Here is a 16,416-nt window from a genome sequence, read left to right as displayed (position 1 = left end):
GGAGCGGCCGGGGCAGTTGAGGCAGCAGGTGGGGTGTGCCAGGCGTGAGCAGGAGCGTCGCGGGTGCAGGGTCCGCGATCCTTGAGGCATGCGTGCCGCCCGCCTGATCCGCATGGCTCTCCTGCTCCAGTCGAGCCCCGGTCTGACCGCCGAAGCCCTTGCCCGTGAGCTGGACGTCTCCAGACGCACCGTGATACGCGACGCCCAGGCCTTGCAGGAGGCGGGCGTTCCCGTCCGGTCCGAACGCGGCCGCGCCGGCGGATACCACCTCGTGCCGGGCCACCGGACCCGGCTCACCACACTCCGACCCACCGAGGCGGAGACCCTCTACCTCTCCGGTCTGCCGACAGCCCTGCGCGATCTCGGGCTGTCGGACGCGGCGGGCACGGCCCGGCTGAAATTGTCGGCCACCCTGCTCCCGTCGCTGCGTGCGGCCGCCGAGTCGTCGGTGCGCCGCTTCCACCTCGACGCCCCGGCCTGGTTCCGCGAGCCGTCGGCACCAGAGCTGCTGCCCGAGCTGGCCCGCGCTGTGTGGTCCGACCGCACCGTGGAACTGACCTACGCCCGGCCAGGACGCGACGGCACCCCACCCCGCACGGTGACCCGCCTCCTGGAGCCGTACGGGCTCGTCCTGAAAGCAGGGGTCTGGTACGTCGTGGGCCGCGTCCCCGGTGAGCCGACAGGCCGGGACGGCACCTGGCGCACCTACCGCGTGGACCGCGTCACGGCGCTCACCCCTGCTCCCGGCGCCGACGAACCCTTCGTACGCGACCCGTCCTTCGACCTGGCCGCCCACTGGCAGGCGCACGCAGCCGCATTCGCCCGGGCCCTGCTGCGTACGACCATCACCGTGCGCGTGACCGGGCAAGGCCTGCGGCGCCTGCCCACCGTGGTGGACCCGGCCGGCGTGGACGAGGCGCTGGCGTCCGCGACCGCGCCGGACGCCGCCGGGCGCGTCACGCTCGGCCTGCCGGTGGAGTCGGAGGACGTCGCCTTCGCCCAGCTGGCCGGGCTGGGCGCGGACGTGGAGGTGCTGGCCCCCGAGGGCCTGCGCGCTCGCTTTCGCGAGCATGCGCGGGCCCTCGCCGCCTTGTACGGTGCGGAGCCGGAGGATCGACGGTAGTCGTCCGCCCTGCCGTATCAGCAGTGGTCGTCCGCCCTGCCGTATCAGCGGTAGTCGTCCGCCGTGGCGTCCTTCCCGCCGTACCTGACCTCCTCGAAGTACGCCCAGGCGTCGGGCTGGCTGCCGTCCACATCGCGCACGCCGTAGGTCCTGGCGAGTTCCGCGCTGGAGGTGGACTTGCCGTTCCAGCGGGCCGCCCGGTCCGGGTCGGCGGCGAGCGCGGCGACCGCGCGGGCGAGGTAGTGCGGCGACTCGGCGATGGCGAAGTCCGGTTCCTGGGCGACGGCGTCCCGCCAGTTGTCCTCCGTGACGCCGAAGTGGGTGAGCATCTGCTCCGAGCGCAGGAAGCCCGGCGTGACGGCGACCGCCGTGCCCCCGTACTCCGCCAGTTCCTCTCCCAGCCCGAAGGCGATCCGGATCGGTGCGTTCTTCGCCAGGTCGTAGTACAGGTTCTCGCGGTACCGGCGGTTGGAGACCGCCGTACCGTCGGTGACCTCGACGTGCAGCGGCGCGTCCGAGCGGACCAGCAGCGGCAGGGCGAGTGCCGCGGTGATCACGTGGGAGCGTACGCCCAGCTCCAGGATGCGCAGGCCGTCGGCGAGCGGCGTCTGCCAGCTCTTCTTGCCGAAGACGGAGCCGACGAGCAGGTGCTCGCCGCCCCACAGGTCGTTGACCAGGATGTCGAGCCGCCCCTGGTCGCGGTCGATCCTGTCGACGAGAGCCCGTACCTGGTCCTCGTCCAGATGATCGGTGGGTACGGCGACACCGGTGCCGCCGGCCTGCGTGACCAGCTCCGCGGTCTCCTCGATGGTCTCCGTGGTCCGGCCGACCTCACTGACGTGGGCGCGGGTGGTGCGGCCGGTGACGTAGACGGTGGCACCGGCACGGCCGAGTTCGACGGCGAGAGCACGTCCGGCGCCGCGTGTGGCCCCGGCGACGAGCGCGATCCGGCCGGCGAGCGGACTCTGCTGGCTGATGCCCTCGCTGTTGGTGTCCTTGTTCTTCTCCATGCCACCACGGTGCACGCCCAAGGTGACAGATCCTGTCACCCTTACCGAGTGCCGGGCGCCCGGGCACACAGTGCGTGGTCGATCAGGGCGCTGGCCGCGTTCTCCTGCGCCACTATGTGCTGCGCGGTGTCGCCGCGGGCCTCGGACATGGAGACCACCGCGCTTCGCCTGCCGTCGTCGGTGACGCCGTTGAGGGTGATGTAGCCGCCGTCCCCGCCCTCATGGCCCCAGTAGGTCCCTCCGCAGCTGAGGGGGCGTTCGACCAGGCCGAGCCCGTATCGGCCGCCGGGCCACAGCCGTTGGACCTCCCCGCTCACGGGGACGGTCTGCTTCATCTTCGCCAGCTGCCGTGCCGGAAGGAGGCGGCCGCCGAGCAGCGCGCGGAAGAAACGGTTCTCGTCCCGCGTGGTCGTGACCCACGAAAGGTTCTCGTGATCCACCGGTATCTGGTCGGTGACATCCACCCGGGAGCCGGGGCCGAAGAACTGGTAGGCCTGGGCATGGGGCCGGGGCAGGCTGGGCGAGGTCCCCATCCACCGGGTCTGGTCCAGGCCCAGCGGGCGCAGGATGCGGATGTCGATCTCCTGGTGGGCGGGGTGGCCGGTGACCTTCTGGATGATCATGCCGAGCAGGACGTAGTTGGTGTTGGAGTATGTCCAGCCCTCGCCGGGCGGGAAATCCGGCTTGTGGGCCATGGCGAGGTCGATCAGCTGCTCGGGCTCGTGGACGCGGTGGCGCTGCTGGTAGTACTCCTTGGGCGTGGTGTATCCGGGCAGGGCGTCGTGGATACCGCTGGTGTGCTGGAGCAGTCGGCGGATGGTGACCCGGCTGCCGTCGTTGCCGTGACCGCGCACCACCCCGGGCAGCCAGTGGTCGACCGTGTCGTCCAGGGACAGCCTGCCCTCGGCCTCCAGTTGCAGGACCACAGTGGCAACCAGCGTCTTGGAGGTGCTGGCCATGCGGAAGTAGCCGTCGGACGTGACCGGGCGGCCGGTGTTCACGTCGGCGGTGCCGCTGGTGGCGACGGACTGCCGGCCGTCGGGCGCAACGACGCGGGCCTGCACACCGCTGACACCGAGGTGGTGGATCGTTGCGGCGTCCTTGCGGAGCTGCTCCGCAGCGGAGCGAGGGGCAGGCTGGGCAGCGGGGGTACCCGAGCAGGAGGTGAGCAGCGTAGCGACACCGAAGGCGGTGACGGTGGCGATGGCGAGGCGCTTTCGCAGAATCGAACCCATGGCCGAACGCTAGTTTCGCCCCCGCGGAGGGCACGATCCGGCGCACCCCAAGATCACAACGGGGGGTATCCCCCGGAGCGGGTTGTTACCGGTCTGACGCTGACCTGCCACCACGCGGCGCGCCGGTGAGCAGCTCGGAATCGATCAGCACAGTCGCAGGCCTCCGGCGTGTGTGGGCGGGCGCCGGGGCCCTCGGGGCGCGAAGCTAAGAGGGTGACGATCAAAAGCGAGCATCCGGCGAGTGCTGAGCAGATCTACGCAGCATTGGTCGCTCTCGGGGCCGTACCGGCGACGGATCCCAAGGCACGGCCCGAGGGAGCACAGCAATCGGACCGTCTGCGGCTGCTGGGCAATCTGCTGGCCAAGACAGAGGCGGAGATCACCACCGCCACCCGCCTGACCGAGGAAGGAGAGATCGAGGACGTCCTCGACACCATGCTCGGCTGGACGGACCAGCTCGGCTCCGACCCCAGCCTTGCGGTCAACGTCCTGAGCAACAGACTGCAACGCACCGCCATGCAAGTCTCGGAATCCGACGCAGAGGACACCCCTCCGGGCCAGGAGGCGTCCTTCGCCGCCGCCATGACGGCGCTGTACACCCTCAGCGCCCAAGTCCACGCCGACCAAGGTGACGTGGAGGGAACCCGCCGGGCTCTGAGCGGAGCGGAAGAAGCCCTCATCGACATCATCCAAGGCATGCACGACCTGCGCGTCGCCATCGGCGACGCGCCCGGACCCGAGCACGAGACCGACGTCTGACCTGCGTGACTCCTCTCCCGCACGAGCAGACCTGTCTGCGCTGAGGTTGTCACCGCAGGCCACGTCCTTCGGCAACCGAGCGCACACGGTCGCTTCGGCGGCGAGGCCGGCCGGGTCGCGCAGGACCGGGGGAGGCCGCGCGGGCGCGGGCGGCCGTGTGCGGCCGGCTGCCGTCGTACGGCGACGCGGTCGATGCCGATGCCGTACCACCGCGCGGTCCCGTTCCGTCCCCGGAACGCCCCGGACCGCCGAAAGCGTGCCACGCGTCGACGGCACCGCCCCACGGCTCAGGGCTACTCGCGGACCTCGGCGTTCACTGCGCGAGGCACGTCACCGCTGTCCGCGTCCAGGCTCGCGAGCAGGCGCAGTCCGTCCTCGGCGGGGCTCCCGGGAACCGCGGACAGCACCAGCAACTCCATGCCCGATTCGTCGGGCAGCGCGAAGTTCTCCTGGTGCAGTTCGAGGAGTCCGACCAGCGGGTGCCGGTAGGCCTTGCGTCCATGGGTGCGGGCGCGTACGTCGGCGCGGGCCCACAGGCGGCGGAAGCGCTCGCTGCCCATCGCCAGTTCGCCGACGAGCGAGGTCAGGCGGGGGTCGTCGGGGTATGTGCCGGCGGCCAGGCGCAGGTGCCCGACCACGTCGAGGGTGCATGTCTCCCAGTCCGCGTACAGGCCGCGCTCGGCCTCCTCGAGGAAGATGTGCCGGGCGATGTTCAGGCCGGGTATCGGCTTGCCGAACAGGAGCCCGGCGAGGCGGTTGCCCGCGAGCACGTCCAGGCGGTGGTCCATGATCAGCGCGGGTGCGTCGGTGACCAGACCGAGCACGCGCAGCAGTTCCGGCCGGACCCGGCCGCTCGGTGCCTTCGTACGGCGGCGGCGCTGCCGGGCGAGCCGCTCGAGGTGCCCGCGTTCGGTCTCGTCCAGACCGAGGACGCGGGCGAGCGCGTCGAGGACCTGTTCGGACGGCTGGGTCGCGCGGCCCTGTTCCAGGCGTATGTAGTAGTCGACGCTGACCCCGGACAGGTGCGCGACCTCTTCACGGCGCAGCCCCTGGACCCGGCGGCGGCTGCCGGCGGGGATACCGGCGGCGGCCGGGTCGACGCGCGCGCGCCTGGTCCGGAGAAAGCCCGCAAGATCGTCCATGCCTCCAGTATGGCCTCGGCGCTGCCCGTGAAGGTGGCCCTGCCAGTACCAGGAAGACCAGTCCGATGGACGAAGCGTCCCTGAACGCCGGACGCCACCGCGTCCAGGATCGAAGGCATCCGATCCGAAGGAGCCCGTCATGAAGACGCTGATCGTCCACGCCCACCCTGAGCCGAAGTCGCTCAACAGCTCGCTGAAGAATCTCGCGGTGTCCACGCTGGAGAGCGCCGGGCACGAGGTGCGGGTGAGCGATCTCTACGCGATGAACTGGAAGGCGGTCGTGGACGCCACGGACTACGGCCCCAACGCCTCGACGCCGCTGAGGGTCGCCGCGGATTCCGGCCGGGCCTTCCAGGCCGGGACACTCACCCCGGACGTCGTCGCCGAGCAGGAGAAGCTGCTGTGGGCCGACATGATCATCTTCCAGTTCCCGCTGTGGTGGTACAGCATGCCCGCGATCCTCAAAGGCTGGGTGGACCGGGTCTTCACCTACCGCTTCGCGTACGGCGTCGGCGAGCACAGCGACACCAAGTACGGCGAGCGCTTCGGCGAAGGCACCCTCGCCGGCAGGAAGGCCCTGCTGTCGGTGACCGTCGGCGGCCCCGAATCGCACTACGCCGCCCGCGGGATCAACGGCCCCATCGACGATCTGCTCTTCCCGATCCAGCACGGCATCCTCTACTACCCGGGCATCGAGGTGCTGCCACCGTTCGTACTGTTCGGCACCGACCGGATAGGCGAGGAGGACTATCCGGACGTCGCCAAGGCCTGGGAAGAGCGCCTGCTCACCCTGGAGTCGACCGAGCCGATCGCGTTCCGGCGGCAGAACTTCGGTGACTACGAGATCCCCTCCCTGCACCTGAAGGAGGGGCTGGAGCCCGCGGGCCGTACAGGTTTCGGGCTGCATGTGCGCGGCTGAGCCGCGCATCGGATGTGCCCGTCGGGTGAGTGATCACTGACGCGATGTGGGACCGGATCGAGCCGCCGATGCCGGCCGATCCGGTCCGCGGTCGTGGTGGGCCGATCACCATCGGACTCAGGAGGCCATCGCAAGCGTGCTTTTGCCCGCTGTCGCGGCTGCAAGGAGCCTGACGGCATCGGGCCATCTCTTACGGGCACCCTGCCGCGCGATGCCCCGGACGGCTCCCAGCTGCCGGTCGAATCCTGGAGGTCTGGTCGGGTTTGCAGCGTGGTCGGCCCAGGCCGGTGCGGGGAACTCGGATGCGTTCGAGTAGCGGGCGTGCGCAGATGCTGTCGTGGCGTTGGCCGTGCGTCAGCAGGATCGCGAGCGGGCGTCCTTTGCCGTCGCAGGCACGGTGGATTTCGCTGGTCAGTCCGCCACGGGATCGACCGAGGGCGTGCTCGACCGGTTCGTCCTGGGGGTGGTCACCCCCCTCCTGGCGTCAGCTCGGCACGGTGGTCTCGTTCTGCCCCGGAGGTACCGGGGGTTGTCCCCACCCCAACACTCCCGGCAGCTCCCTCGTTCGCGGCTCGCCCCGCTGGAAGCGTAGGGGGCACCGGAAGACCCCCGGCAGCGCAACCGAACGAAGGGCAGACTTCGATGACCGACCCCATACCGAAGCAGCAGTCGCGCCGCCGCACCGCCCTGCGGCTGTCCGCAGGCGCCGCCGTCCTCTGCCTGACCGCCGGGGCCGGCAGCGCCACCGCGACGGCGGCCGACCTGGGCGCCGGCCGGGCGCACCGCGGCACCGTGGTCTCGGTCACCCCGCTCGCCTTGCTGGACAGCCGGCAGGCCACCAACAGTGTCCGGGACGCCGGCTTCGTCACCCCGGCCGAACGGGGCGGGGTCGAGCTGGAGCGCGTGGTCTACCGGACCGTCACCCCGAAGGGTCGGCCCACCACCGCGAGCGGGCTGGTGGCGCTCCCGCGTGATCCGGGGCCGCGCGCACTGACCACCGTCGAGTACGCGCACGGCACCATGGCCTACCGAGGTGAGGCTCCGTCAGTGGCGGACGGGCCCAACCGCGCGGCGGCTGTGATGTTCGCCGGGGACGGCTTCGCCGCGGTGGCACCGGACTACCTCGGGCTGGGAGTCGGGCCCGGCACCCACCCGTACCTGGACGCGCCCTCGGAGACCACGGCCTCGACCGACCTGCTGGTCGCCGCCCGGGAGGTCGAGGCCCGGCACGGCATGCGCGCCGACGGCAGGGTGCTGGTGACCGGCTTCTCCGAGGGTGGGGCGGCCGCGATGAGCATCGGGCGGGCGTTGCAGCACGGGCAGGTCCCCGGGTACCGGCTGACCGCACTGGCCCCGGTGAGCGGACCGTACGACCTGACGGGCAGCGAGCTACCGGCCGCCCTCGACGGCCGACTTCTCGGCACACATGCCACGTTCTACGCCTCGGACATGGTGGTCGCGTGGAACCGGCTGCATCGGCTCTACGGCTCGCCCTCCGACGCCTTCCAGGCGCCCTACGACCGCACCGTCACGGACCTGTTCGACGGCGAGCACACCGACCCGCAGGTGGCCGCCGCCCTCCCGGACAGCCTGCGGCAGCTGTTCACCCCCGCCTTCCTGCGGCAACTCCAACATCCGACCGGGAAGTTGGCGCAGATGTTCCGGGTGGCGGACAGCGTCTGCCAGTGGGCCCCGCACGTACCGGTCCGGCTCTACGACGCGGGCGGCGACCGGGATGTGGCACCTGCCAACACCCTCAGCTGCAAAGCCCAGTTGGCGGCTGCCGGGGTCGACGCGCCGGTGATGGACGCGGGCGCCGCCGACCACAACGGCTCGGCGCTGGTCTCCTACCCCCTCATCCGCACCTGGTTCGACACCCTCGCCGGACACTGAGGCCCAGCTGTCGCCAGGCGGACTGACACTCGCCCGGCGCTACTACCTCCATCTCAGCCCGGAAAGTGCCGTGACGGCGGATCCTCGTCACGCCTGCCGGAGAGGTGTCGGCAGCAGATGAGTGCCCGCCCGGAAAGCTGCCGCCTGCCCAGGGCCGTCGTCAGACGGTGGTGACCGTGGTGCCTGCCGCTTCGAGTGCGGTGATCTGATCGGCGGGGGCGCCGGTGTCGGTGACGAGGGTGTGCAGGAGTCGTACGGGGCCGACGTGGGCGAAGGCGGTGCGGCCGAGTTTGCCGCTGTCGGCGGCCACGATCGTACGGCGGGCGGCGGCCATGGCGGCCTTCTTGACGGTGGCGTCGTCGAGGTCGTAGGCGGTCAGACCGTCAGCGGCGCCGAGGCCGCAGCAGCCGAGGACGGCGGTGTCGAAGCGCAGGGCGGAGATCGAGGCGAGGGCCAGGGGGCCGGTGAGGGCGCCTTCGGCGGCGCGGGGGCGGCCACCGGGGACAAGGAGGGTGGCCGGTCCGGGGGTGTCCCCGAAGACGTGCACGGCGGGCAGGGACAGCGGCATCACGGTCACGGGGCGTTCGCGCAGCAGACGGGCCACCTCCAGGCAGGTCGTTCCGCTGTCGAGGAGCACGGTCTCGCCGTCGGTGATCAGCGCGGAGACGGCGGCGGCGATCCGGCGCTTGGCGTCGACGGCCTCGCGGGCGCGCAGCGCGAACGGCGGTTCCTCGCCGCGCAGGAGCAGGGTGCGGGCACCGCCGCGGAAGCGTTCCAGAATGCCCTGGGCTGCCAGGGTGTCGAGGTCCCGCCGGATGGTCATCTCGGAGGCGGCGGTGAGTTCGGCGAGTTCGAGGACGGTCGCGCTGCCGGCGTCCCGGACGGTCTCGGCGATCAGGGTGTGACGCTCCGCGGTGTTCATACCGAGATTGAACCCCATCCACTCAACGCACAACAATGATGTTCGTTAGATGAGTTTCGAACATTGAATATGTTCGTTAGGGTCGAGGGCATGAAACCCTCCCTCCGGGCCGCCCGCGTGGCGACCTACGTCTACTTCGTTCTCTGCGGCACCCTCATGGGCGCATGGGTCGTCCACATCCCCGCCCTCGAAACGCGCGTAGGCATCAGTCACGCCACCCTCGGCGGCCTGCTCGCGCTGCTCGGCCTCGGTGCCTTCGCAGGCATGCAGGCTGCCGGCCGCATCACCGACCGCCTCGGCGCCCGCGTCGTCGTCCCCGCGTCCGGAGCCCTGTGCGCCGGGTCGCTGGTGCTGCCCGGTCTCGCGCCGAACCCGTGGACGCTGGCCGTCGCGCTGGTGGTCTTCGGGTTCACCAACGGCTGCCTGGACGTGAGCATGAACGCCCACGCCGTCCACGTGGAGAAGGCCTACGGGCGGCCGGTCATGTCCGGCTTCCACGCCACCTTCTCCGTCGGCGGAGTGATCGCCGCCCTGGCCGCCGCCGCGGCCACCGCTGCCGGCCTCGGCCCGACCGCCACCCTCGCCCTGCTCGGCGCCGCGGGCCTCGCCACCGCCCTGTTCACCGCCGGCAGCCTGCTGCCCGCCACCACACCGCCCGCCGAAGCCGACCACGCCGGAAGCGGCACCGCCAAAGCCCCTGCGGCCAGCGGCACCGGCAACGTCCGCCGCCGGATCCGGATCTTCGCCGTCCTCGCGCTGATGGTCATGCTGTGCGAAGGCGCGGCCAACGACTGGAGCGCTCTGCACCTCAAGGACGTCCTCGGCACGCCCGCGAGCACCGCGGCATGCGCGTACGGCACCTACGCCGCCGCGATGACCACCGGCCGCCTGCTCGCCGACGGGATCGTGACCCGCTACGGCTCGATGGCGGTCCTGCGCTACGGTGCGCTCACCGCGGCCGTCGGCATCACCGTCGCCGCCCTGACCCCCTGGGTGTGGGCGGCCTTCGCAGGATGGGCGCTGTTCGGCCTCGGCCTGTCCGGCTGCGTTCCCCAGCTGCTCAGCGCCGCCGGCCACGCCGACCCCGCCGCCGCAGGAGCCAACGTCTCCCGCGTCGCCGCACTCGGCTACCTCGGCATGCTCGCCGGCCCCGCCGTCATCGGCTGGCTCACCCACGTCACCGCCCTCAACCACGCCTTCCTGCTGCTCACCTTGATGTGCGCCGCCACTGCCGCGACCGCCGGGGTCCTGCGCACCACCACCCCCGGCACGCCCGCGGCCGGCCCGACACCCGCCTCGGCGAACAGTGCCCGCTGACCAGGAGGTTGTTGCCGGGCGCATCGCCGGGTGCCGGGACGCTGCGCTGCGCGAGCCGGACCGCCCCCACGAGGAGTGGTACGGGCTATGGGTCACCGCAAGGAGGCCCCCGCCCTGACACCGCCGTCGGCCGCGCAGACTGCGGACTACTGGACGCTTGAATCCCTGGCCGGGTCCACGCACGGGAAGCCGCGGTCCACCGTGAACCCGTCCACCCGGTCGGCGCGCATCCGTCCGCCGACCGCGTCGTCCGCCTCCAGCACCGTGACGTCGAGCCCGGCGACGGCCAGGTCGTGGGCACACGCGAGCCCGGCGACCCCGGCACCCACCACGACGACGTCCGCGGCCACCGATCCACCCGGCACGGCCACCACCTCTCCTCGTTCCTCAAGCGGCGCTTCCCCCACGGAACCGTCGCTCCGGCGTCTTCCCGGACACTTCCCCGCCGGCCGCCCCCGCGGATGCGCACGCACCCGAACGGGGCCGCCGGCGGCCCGCCGCATCCGCCACCGGCCGACGATGCGAAACCATCCGAGAGTCACCTCACCGGAAGCGGAAGTGAGCCCCCATGCAGACCTCGGTCGTCGTGTTCACCTGTGATCTGCGCCTGTCCGACCACCCGCCGCTGCACGCCGCAGTGCAGGGAGGAGGCCGGGTGGTACCGCTGTTCGTGCGGGACCCGGCCGTCGACGCAGCGGAGTTCGCCGCGCCGAACCGGCTCGCGTTCCTCGCCGACTGCCTGCGGGACCTCGATGCCCGGCTGCGTGAGCGGGGCGGCCGGCTGGTGCTGCGCGAGGGCGACACCGTCACGCAGGTGTGCCGGGTGGCCGCCGAGGCGGACGCCGACGAGGTGCACATGGCCGCCGACGTGAGCGCCTTCGCGCAGGCCCGCGAACGGCGGCTGCGCCGGGCGCTGGAGGCCGACGGGCGGCGCCTGTACGTACACGACACGGTGAGCACCGCCGTGGCCCCGGGGGCAGTGACGCCGGCCTCCTCCGACCACTTCGCGGTGTTCACGCCGTACTACCGGCGCTGGACCGAACACGGCCTGCGGGATGTGCTGGACGCGCCGCGCAGGGTCAGCGTGCCGGAGGATGTGGGTTCGGCCGCGCTGCCGGAGCGTGGCGAGGTGAGCGGCGTGTCCCCCGGACTGTGCGCGGGCGGCGAGACGGTGGGGCGGCGCAGGCTCACCGCGTGGCTGCGCTCCGGCGTGGCCGGCTACGAGGCACGACACGACGACCTGGCGGGCGACGCCACCTCCCGGCTCTCCCCCCACCTGCACTTCGGCACCGTGTCCCCGGTCGAGGTGGTGCACCGGGCGCGCAGGGCCGGCGGGGCGGGGGCGGAGGCGTTCGTACGGCAGATCGCCTGGCGCGACTTCAACCGCCAGGTGCTCGCCGCACGCCCCGACGCCGCGGCGCACGACTACCGCACGCGCCGCGACCGGTGGCGCGCCGGCATGACGGCGGAGGCGGATGCCGAGGCATGGCGGGAGGGCCGTACCGGCTACCCGATGGTGGACGCGGCGATGCGGCAGCTGCGCCAGGAGGGCTGGATGCACAACCGGGGCCGGCTGCTGACGGCGAGTTTCCTCACCAAGACGCTGTACGTCGACTGGCGGGTCGGGGCCCGGCACTTCCTCGGCCTGCTCGTCGACGGCGACGTGGCGAACAACCAGCTGAACTGGCAGTGGATGGCGGGCACCGGCACCGACACCCGGCCCAACCGGGTGCTCAACCCCGTCGCCCAGGGCAAGCGGTACGACCCGGACGGAGCGTATGTACGGCGCTGGGTGGAGGAACTCGCGGACGTGCCGGGGGCCACCGTGCACGAACCGTGGAAACTCCCCCCGCAGGAGCGCTCCAGGACCGGTTACCCCGAGCCGGTGGTGTCCCTGGCCGAGGGTCTGGAACGCTTCAAGCGGGCCCGAGAGCGAACCTGAACCTCCCCTGTCGGTCCGCTCGCGGTGGCCGTCCGCTCACCCCCTGGTGGACAGGGCCCGCAGCGCCTCCACCGCCTGCGCCAGCCCGGCCGGCCTGAGAACGCCCGCGGGCCGGGAGGGGCTCCACCCGGGTCCGCCCAGCAGCACCGCCGGACCACGCCGGGTCCCCTTCATGCCCCAGCGGAGCGCGGCGACATGGCGGGCCAGGGCCGGGTCTGCACTCGCGCTCCCCTGGGCCCACAGCACGACCGCGGCCGGGCCGAGCCGGCGTACCGCCGCGTCCAGCGCCTCGGCGGGCACCGCGGCGCCCAGCATCCGCACCGGCAGGCCCTCCCGGCCGAGCGCCGCGTGCAGCGCTTCCAGGGGCAGGGTGTGCTGTTCGCCGGGGACGCAGGCCAGCAGGACGCAGCCGGCCGCGGCGGAGGCCGCGGGGACGGCGGGCGGCGCGCTGCGGCGCAGCACGGTGGAGACATGCCAGGACAGCAGGTGCTCCACCTCCACGTACCGGTCACCGGAGGAGGCCCAGCGGCGTCCTACGGCGTGCAGGGTGGGCACCATCACCTCCTGCCAGGCGACGACGAGGCCGTGGCGCTCGACGGCGGCGGCGAGCTGCTCGTCGAGCGCGGGGGCGTCCAGCCGTACGGCGGCGCGCGCCAGGCCGCGGCACTCCTGACGGACGTCACCGAGCGGCAGCGCGCCGGCGGCCCGTGACCGCCCCGCGGGTGGTGGGGGTGCGGGAGCGGCGGCCTCGGCCGGGACGGACGGGGCGGCGGTGGCCGTACGGGCGGCACGGGCCGCGTCGGCGGGCGGGATGCCGGTCGCCGTCAGCCGGCACATCTCCTCGACCGTCAGCACGTCCGCCGCCGTCCAGCGGCGGTGGCCGCCCTCGGTGCGTACGGTCGGTCCGATGCCGTAGCGTCGGTCCCAGGAGCGCAGGGTCATGGGCGACACGCCGAGGCGGCGGGCCAGTACTCCGGTGCTCAGACCGGCATCGCCCGGCACGGCGGGCTGCTTGTCGGAAGGCTGCTCGGCGGAGTTCACGGCGGTCAAGTGTTCCCCTCTTCACGGTCCCCGGCGAGTTCACGGTCTGCGGCGAGCCGAAGGGGAGCCGCACCCGCGAGCCGTCCGGTCAGCCTGCCCGCTCCCCCGGCTCGACCGTCAGACTCCGGCCGAGGCGCAGGAGACCGCGCCGGGCGTGGCTCTTGACCGTACCCAGCGGCCATCCGGTGACGTCGGCGATCTGGGTCTGCGTCAGGTCGCCGTAGAACGCCAGGCAGAGCACCCGCCGCTGGGCCTCGGGCAGGCGCCGCAGCTCGCGGGTGACGTCCACACGGTTCAGGGCCGCGTCCTGCGCGTACGACGGGTCCGGGACACAGGCCGATGCACGCGCCGCCGCCGCGGCGGCGTCGGCACGCCGGGTGCGGGCGGACAACGCGTCGGCGATCTTGCGCCGTGCGATGCCCACGAGCCAGGCGGGCAGCGGCCCACGGCCCGGAAGGTAGCCGTGGCGGCCCCGCCAGGCGGCGAGGAACACCGTCTGGGTGACGTCCTCGGCTTCCGCACCGTCCCCCAGCGACCGCCGCGCCAGCGACAGGACGAGGGGACCCCAGCGGCGGTAGACCGTCTCCATGACGTCCTCGTCCCCCGCCGCGAAACGCGAGGCCAGCTCGGTCTCCGGGTCCGCCGTGGGCGCGGGTGCGGCTTCGGTGACAGCCGGTGCGGTCATGTGGCCTGCTCCTTGTCCGGAGGCTCCCTGCCTCACGGCAACGCTCCGCCCGGGCCCGCCAGGGCGGCAACTCGCATCGAATCTGCATCGGGTCCTTCGGGGGCACAAGGCCGGCCGTCAGGCACTCTCCTCTTCCCGGAAGAGGGTGCGGGGTCGCCGTTCCCCTGCCGGGAAGCGGCCGCCCGGATGCCCCGCGGCGGGCCGGGTGGGCCACCACACCGGGTCCCCAAGGTCCCGTACGAGGGCAGGCACCAGCAGAGAGCGCACCACCAGGGTGTCCAGCAGCACGCCGAAGGCGACGATGAAGGCGATCTGCACCAGGAAGGCGAGCGGGATGACGCCGAGCGCGGCAAAGGTCGCGGCGAGCACCACGCCGGCGGAGGTGATGACCCCACCGGTGGTGACGAGCCCGCGCCGTACGCCGTCGCGGGTGCCGTGGAGCAGGGTCTCCTCGCGGACCCGGGACATCAGGAAGATGTTGTAGTCGACGCCGAGGGCGACCAGGAAGACGAACCCGTACAGCGGCACCGACGGATCGGTTCCGCTGAAGCCGAACAGGCGTCGGAAGACCAGGGCCGCCACTCCGAGGGTCGCGGTGAAGTTGAGGGCGACGGTCAGCACCAGCAGGAGGGGCACAGCGAACGAGCGCAGCAGCAGAACGAGGACGCCCAGGACGACGGCGAGCACCACCGGGACGACGACGGCGCGGTCGCGTTCGGCCGCGCGCAGGGTGTCGTACTGCTGGGCGGTGTAGCCGCCGACGAGGGCGTCCGCGCCGGGCAGGGCGTGCAGCTCGGTGCGCAGCCGGCCCACGGTGTCCCGGGCGGCCTCGGTGTCGGGAGCCGCCTGTGCGGTCGCTTCCAGCCTGACCCGGCCGTCCACGACCCACGGCTCCCCCGTCCGGTGGTCCGCGGCGCCGGTCGCGGTCACCGCCGCGACGCCGGGGGTGTCGTGCACGGTGCGCTCCACCCGGGAGGCGGAGGCGGCGTCGGCGAGGATCACCACGGGCGTGCCCGCGCCGGCCGGGAAGTGCCGGGCCAGGGTCTGCTGGGCGGCCACGGACGGCACGTCCCGCACGAACGTCTCGTCCAGCGGCACGCCGCGCGAGTCCAGGGTGAAAGCGCCCGCCGAGCAGACGAGGAGGCCGGTGAGGGTGAACGCCCACACCCGGCGTGGCGCCCGGTCGACCAGGCGGGCGACGCGCTGCCACAGTCCGGCGGCACCCGCCGCGCTCTCGGGTGTGGCGGGCCAGTAGGCGCGGCGGCCGAGGAGGGCGAGGACGGCGGGCAGGAAGGTGAGCGCGCTCAGCAGGGCGCAGGCGATGCCGACGGCGCCGACCGGGCCGAGGGCGCGGTTGTTGGTGAGGTCGCTCAGCAGCAAAGCGATCAGTCCGAGGGCGACGGTGGCGGCGCTGGCCAGGACCGCCGGGGCCGAGCGGCGCAGGGCGGCGCGGGCGGCGTCGGCGCGGTCCCGGCCTGCGGCCAGTTCCTCCCGGCAGCGGGCGGTGACCAGCAGCGCGTAGTCCGTCGCGGCGCCGATGACGAGGATCGACAGGATGCCCTGCACCTGGCCGTCGACGCGCACCAGGCCGTGGTCGGCGAGTGCATACACGACGGCGCAGGCCAGCCCCAGGGCGAACACCGCACCGGCGATGACGACGAGGGGCAGCAGCAGGGAGCGGTAGACCAGCAGCAGGATGACCAGGACGGCGGCCAGGGCGACCCCGAGGAGCACCCCGTCGATGCCGGAGAAGGCGTCCGCCAGGTCGGCCCGGGTCGCGGCAGGTCCGGCCAGCTGGACCCGGGTGCCGGGCACCTTCTCGGCCACCGCCCGCACCCGTTCCAGGGTGGGCGCGAGCCGGTCGCCCTGGTCGGGGCGCAGCGGTACGACGGCCTGGAGTGCGGCGCCGTCCTGTGCGGGCAGCGCCGGGGAAGGGGGCCCGGCCACTCCGGGCGTACGGGCGAGCCCGGCGACCGCCGCGGTGGCCGCCCGCTGCCGCCCGGTGACGGCCTCTCCGCCGTCGGCGGTCCACACCACGATGACCGGCAGGGTCTCGCGCTGCTGGAAGGTGGTCTGCTCGCGCAGGACGCGGGTGGACTCGGCGCCGCGCGGCAGGAACGCGGCCTGGTCGTCGGTGGCGACCTCGCCCAGCCGTCCGGCGAAGGGCCCCAGAAGCGCCCCGACCACCAGCCATACGGCGATCAGAGCGAGCGGGATGAGGCTGCGCGTTCGGCGGCGCGGGGGCGTCATGTGACTCCTCGGGGCGTTGAGCAGCGGGGAAAGGCTCGGCCGTGAACGATGTCGGTGGTCGAGCCGTCCCGCGTCGCGGGGCTGTCCCTCCGCTGCTTGCTTCCCTCCGCGCCGAACAGTCGGATGCGGGTCGCCGCCCATGGTGCGGGCGGCGCATCATCGACCCGCGCGGGCGGAC

Annotated in this window: 13 protein-coding genes and 2 pseudogenes; 7 read left to right on the top strand and 8 right to left on the bottom strand. The window is 73.0% G+C overall.

Annotated elements, in window-relative coordinates:
* The first annotated feature begins 88 nt into the window (after positions 1-88).
* On the top strand, positions 89-1,123 hold the full coding sequence (locus ACZ5CZ_RS18810) for a helix-turn-helix transcriptional regulator (RefSeq protein ID WP_468944056.1): 1,035 nt from the start codon (positions 89-91) through the stop codon (positions 1,121-1,123).
* A 44-nt stretch (positions 1,124-1,167) separates the two neighbouring features.
* Here the strand turns inward: ACZ5CZ_RS18810 and ACZ5CZ_RS18805 are convergent, their stop codons facing one another.
* Positions 1,168-2,133 (bottom strand): SDR family oxidoreductase, encoded by a 966-nt coding sequence (locus tag ACZ5CZ_RS18805; protein ID WP_468944054.1) that lies wholly within the window; start codon positions 2,131-2,133, stop codon positions 1,168-1,170.
* Positions 2,134-2,174: 41 nt separating this feature from the next.
* Positions 2,175-3,368 (bottom strand): serine hydrolase domain-containing protein, encoded by a 1,194-nt coding sequence (locus ACZ5CZ_RS18800; protein WP_468944052.1) that lies wholly within the window; start codon positions 3,366-3,368, stop codon positions 2,175-2,177.
* A gap of 213 nt (positions 3,369-3,581) precedes the next feature.
* On the opposite strand from ACZ5CZ_RS18800, the gene ACZ5CZ_RS18795 reads away from it, so the two are divergent.
* Positions 3,582-4,127, top strand: coding sequence for a hypothetical protein (locus tag ACZ5CZ_RS18795; protein WP_385846458.1), 546 nt, complete (start codon positions 3,582-3,584; stop codon positions 4,125-4,127).
* 293 nt (positions 4,128-4,420) lie between these two features.
* Here the strand turns inward: ACZ5CZ_RS18795 and ACZ5CZ_RS18790 are convergent, their stop codons facing one another.
* The gene (locus ACZ5CZ_RS18790; protein WP_468944049.1) at positions 4,421-5,269 is read right to left on the bottom strand and encodes a helix-turn-helix transcriptional regulator; all 849 of its coding nucleotides are present in this window, start codon (positions 5,267-5,269) and stop codon (positions 4,421-4,423) included.
* Between the two features lie 139 nt (positions 5,270-5,408).
* On the opposite strand from ACZ5CZ_RS18790, the gene ACZ5CZ_RS18785 reads away from it, so the two are divergent.
* From ACZ5CZ_RS18785 to ACZ5CZ_RS18775, 3 genes and pseudogenes are all read left to right on the top strand, one after another.
* Complete coding sequence (locus tag ACZ5CZ_RS18785) at positions 5,409-6,188, top strand: NAD(P)H-dependent oxidoreductase (RefSeq protein ID WP_468944047.1); 780 nt, start codon at positions 5,409-5,411, stop codon at positions 6,186-6,188.
* 44 nt (positions 6,189-6,232) lie between these two features.
* Positions 6,233-6,321 (top strand): annotated as a pseudogene (locus ACZ5CZ_RS18780) (IS5/IS1182 family transposase); the annotation flags it as partial.
* Positions 6,322-6,830: 509 nt separating this feature from the next.
* Positions 6,831-8,081, top strand: a complete 1,251-nt coding sequence (locus tag ACZ5CZ_RS18775; protein WP_468944044.1) for an alpha/beta hydrolase family protein — start codon at positions 6,831-6,833, stop codon at positions 8,079-8,081.
* 160 nt (positions 8,082-8,241) lie between these two features.
* Here the strand turns inward: ACZ5CZ_RS18775 and ACZ5CZ_RS18770 are convergent, their stop codons facing one another.
* Positions 8,242-9,003: a DeoR/GlpR family DNA-binding transcription regulator gene (locus ACZ5CZ_RS18770; protein WP_468944041.1), complete on the bottom strand. Its 762-nt coding sequence runs from the start codon at positions 9,001-9,003 to the stop codon at positions 8,242-8,244.
* Between the two features lie 90 nt (positions 9,004-9,093).
* Here ACZ5CZ_RS18770 and ACZ5CZ_RS18765 point away from each other — a divergent pair, with 90 nt between their 5' ends.
* Positions 9,094-10,320, top strand: coding sequence for an MFS transporter (locus ACZ5CZ_RS18765; RefSeq protein ID WP_468944039.1), 1,227 nt, complete (start codon positions 9,094-9,096; stop codon positions 10,318-10,320).
* A 167-nt stretch (positions 10,321-10,487) separates the two neighbouring features.
* On the opposite strand, the pseudogene ACZ5CZ_RS18760 reads toward ACZ5CZ_RS18765, so the two are convergent.
* A pseudogene (locus ACZ5CZ_RS18760) lies at positions 10,488-10,691 on the bottom strand (FAD-dependent oxidoreductase); the annotation flags it as partial.
* 197 nt (positions 10,692-10,888) lie between these two features.
* Between ACZ5CZ_RS18760 and ACZ5CZ_RS18755 the strand changes: the two are divergent.
* The gene (locus tag ACZ5CZ_RS18755) at positions 10,889-12,262 is read left to right on the top strand and encodes a cryptochrome/photolyase family protein (protein WP_468944036.1); all 1,374 of its coding nucleotides are present in this window, start codon (positions 10,889-10,891) and stop codon (positions 12,260-12,262) included.
* Between the two features lie 36 nt (positions 12,263-12,298).
* On the opposite strand, the gene ACZ5CZ_RS18750 is transcribed toward ACZ5CZ_RS18755, so the two are convergent.
* From ACZ5CZ_RS18750 to ACZ5CZ_RS18740, 3 genes are all read right to left on the bottom strand, one after another.
* The gene (locus ACZ5CZ_RS18750) at positions 12,299-13,204 is read right to left on the bottom strand and encodes a MerR family transcriptional regulator (protein ID WP_385846486.1); all 906 of its coding nucleotides are present in this window, start codon (positions 13,202-13,204) and stop codon (positions 12,299-12,301) included.
* Between the two features lie 187 nt (positions 13,205-13,391).
* Positions 13,392-13,988, bottom strand: a complete 597-nt coding sequence (locus ACZ5CZ_RS18745) for an RNA polymerase sigma factor (protein ID WP_468944034.1) — start codon at positions 13,986-13,988, stop codon at positions 13,392-13,394.
* Between the two features lie 117 nt (positions 13,989-14,105).
* Entirely contained in the window at positions 14,106-16,238 is a 2,133-nt protein-coding gene (locus ACZ5CZ_RS18740; protein ID WP_468944031.1) for an MMPL family transporter, read from the bottom strand.
* Positions 16,239-16,416 lie beyond the last annotated feature (178 nt).

The organism is Streptomyces sp. NPDC031418 (genome assembly GCF_055581605.1).
The sequence above is the reverse complement of the archived record's forward strand: the minus strand, read 5'-3'. Positions and strand labels throughout refer to the sequence as shown.

Bases quoted from the DNA above. Each gene is read 5' to 3' on its own strand.
- ACZ5CZ_RS18805 (WP_468944054.1), bottom strand. From the start codon at position 2,133: ATGGAGAAGAACAAGGACACCAACAGCGAGGGCATCAGCCAGCAGAGT.
- ACZ5CZ_RS18810 (WP_468944056.1), top strand. From the start codon at position 89: ATGCGTGCCGCCCGCCTGATCCGCATGGCTCTCCTGCTCCAGTCGAGC.
- ACZ5CZ_RS18750 (WP_385846486.1), bottom strand. From the start codon at position 13,204: ATGACCCTGCGCTCCTGGGACCGACGCTACGGCATCGGACCGACCGTA.
- ACZ5CZ_RS18790 (WP_468944049.1), bottom strand. From the start codon at position 5,269: ATGGACGATCTTGCGGGCTTTCTCCGGACCAGGCGCGCGCGCGTCGAC.
- ACZ5CZ_RS18740 (WP_468944031.1), bottom strand. From the start codon at position 16,238: ATGACGCCCCCGCGCCGCCGAACGCGCAGCCTCATCCCGCTCGCTCTG.
- ACZ5CZ_RS18765 (WP_468944039.1), top strand. From the start codon at position 9,094: ATGAAACCCTCCCTCCGGGCCGCCCGCGTGGCGACCTACGTCTACTTC.
- ACZ5CZ_RS18775 (WP_468944044.1), top strand. From the start codon at position 6,831: ATGACCGACCCCATACCGAAGCAGCAGTCGCGCCGCCGCACCGCCCTG.
- ACZ5CZ_RS18755 (WP_468944036.1), top strand. From the start codon at position 10,889: ATGCAGACCTCGGTCGTCGTGTTCACCTGTGATCTGCGCCTGTCCGAC.
- ACZ5CZ_RS18785 (WP_468944047.1), top strand. From the start codon at position 5,409: ATGAAGACGCTGATCGTCCACGCCCACCCTGAGCCGAAGTCGCTCAAC.
- ACZ5CZ_RS18770 (WP_468944041.1), bottom strand. From the start codon at position 9,003: ATGAACACCGCGGAGCGTCACACCCTGATCGCCGAGACCGTCCGGGAC.
- ACZ5CZ_RS18800 (WP_468944052.1), bottom strand. From the start codon at position 3,368: ATGGGTTCGATTCTGCGAAAGCGCCTCGCCATCGCCACCGTCACCGCC.
- ACZ5CZ_RS18745 (WP_468944034.1), bottom strand. From the start codon at position 13,988: ATGACCGCACCGGCTGTCACCGAAGCCGCACCCGCGCCCACGGCGGAC.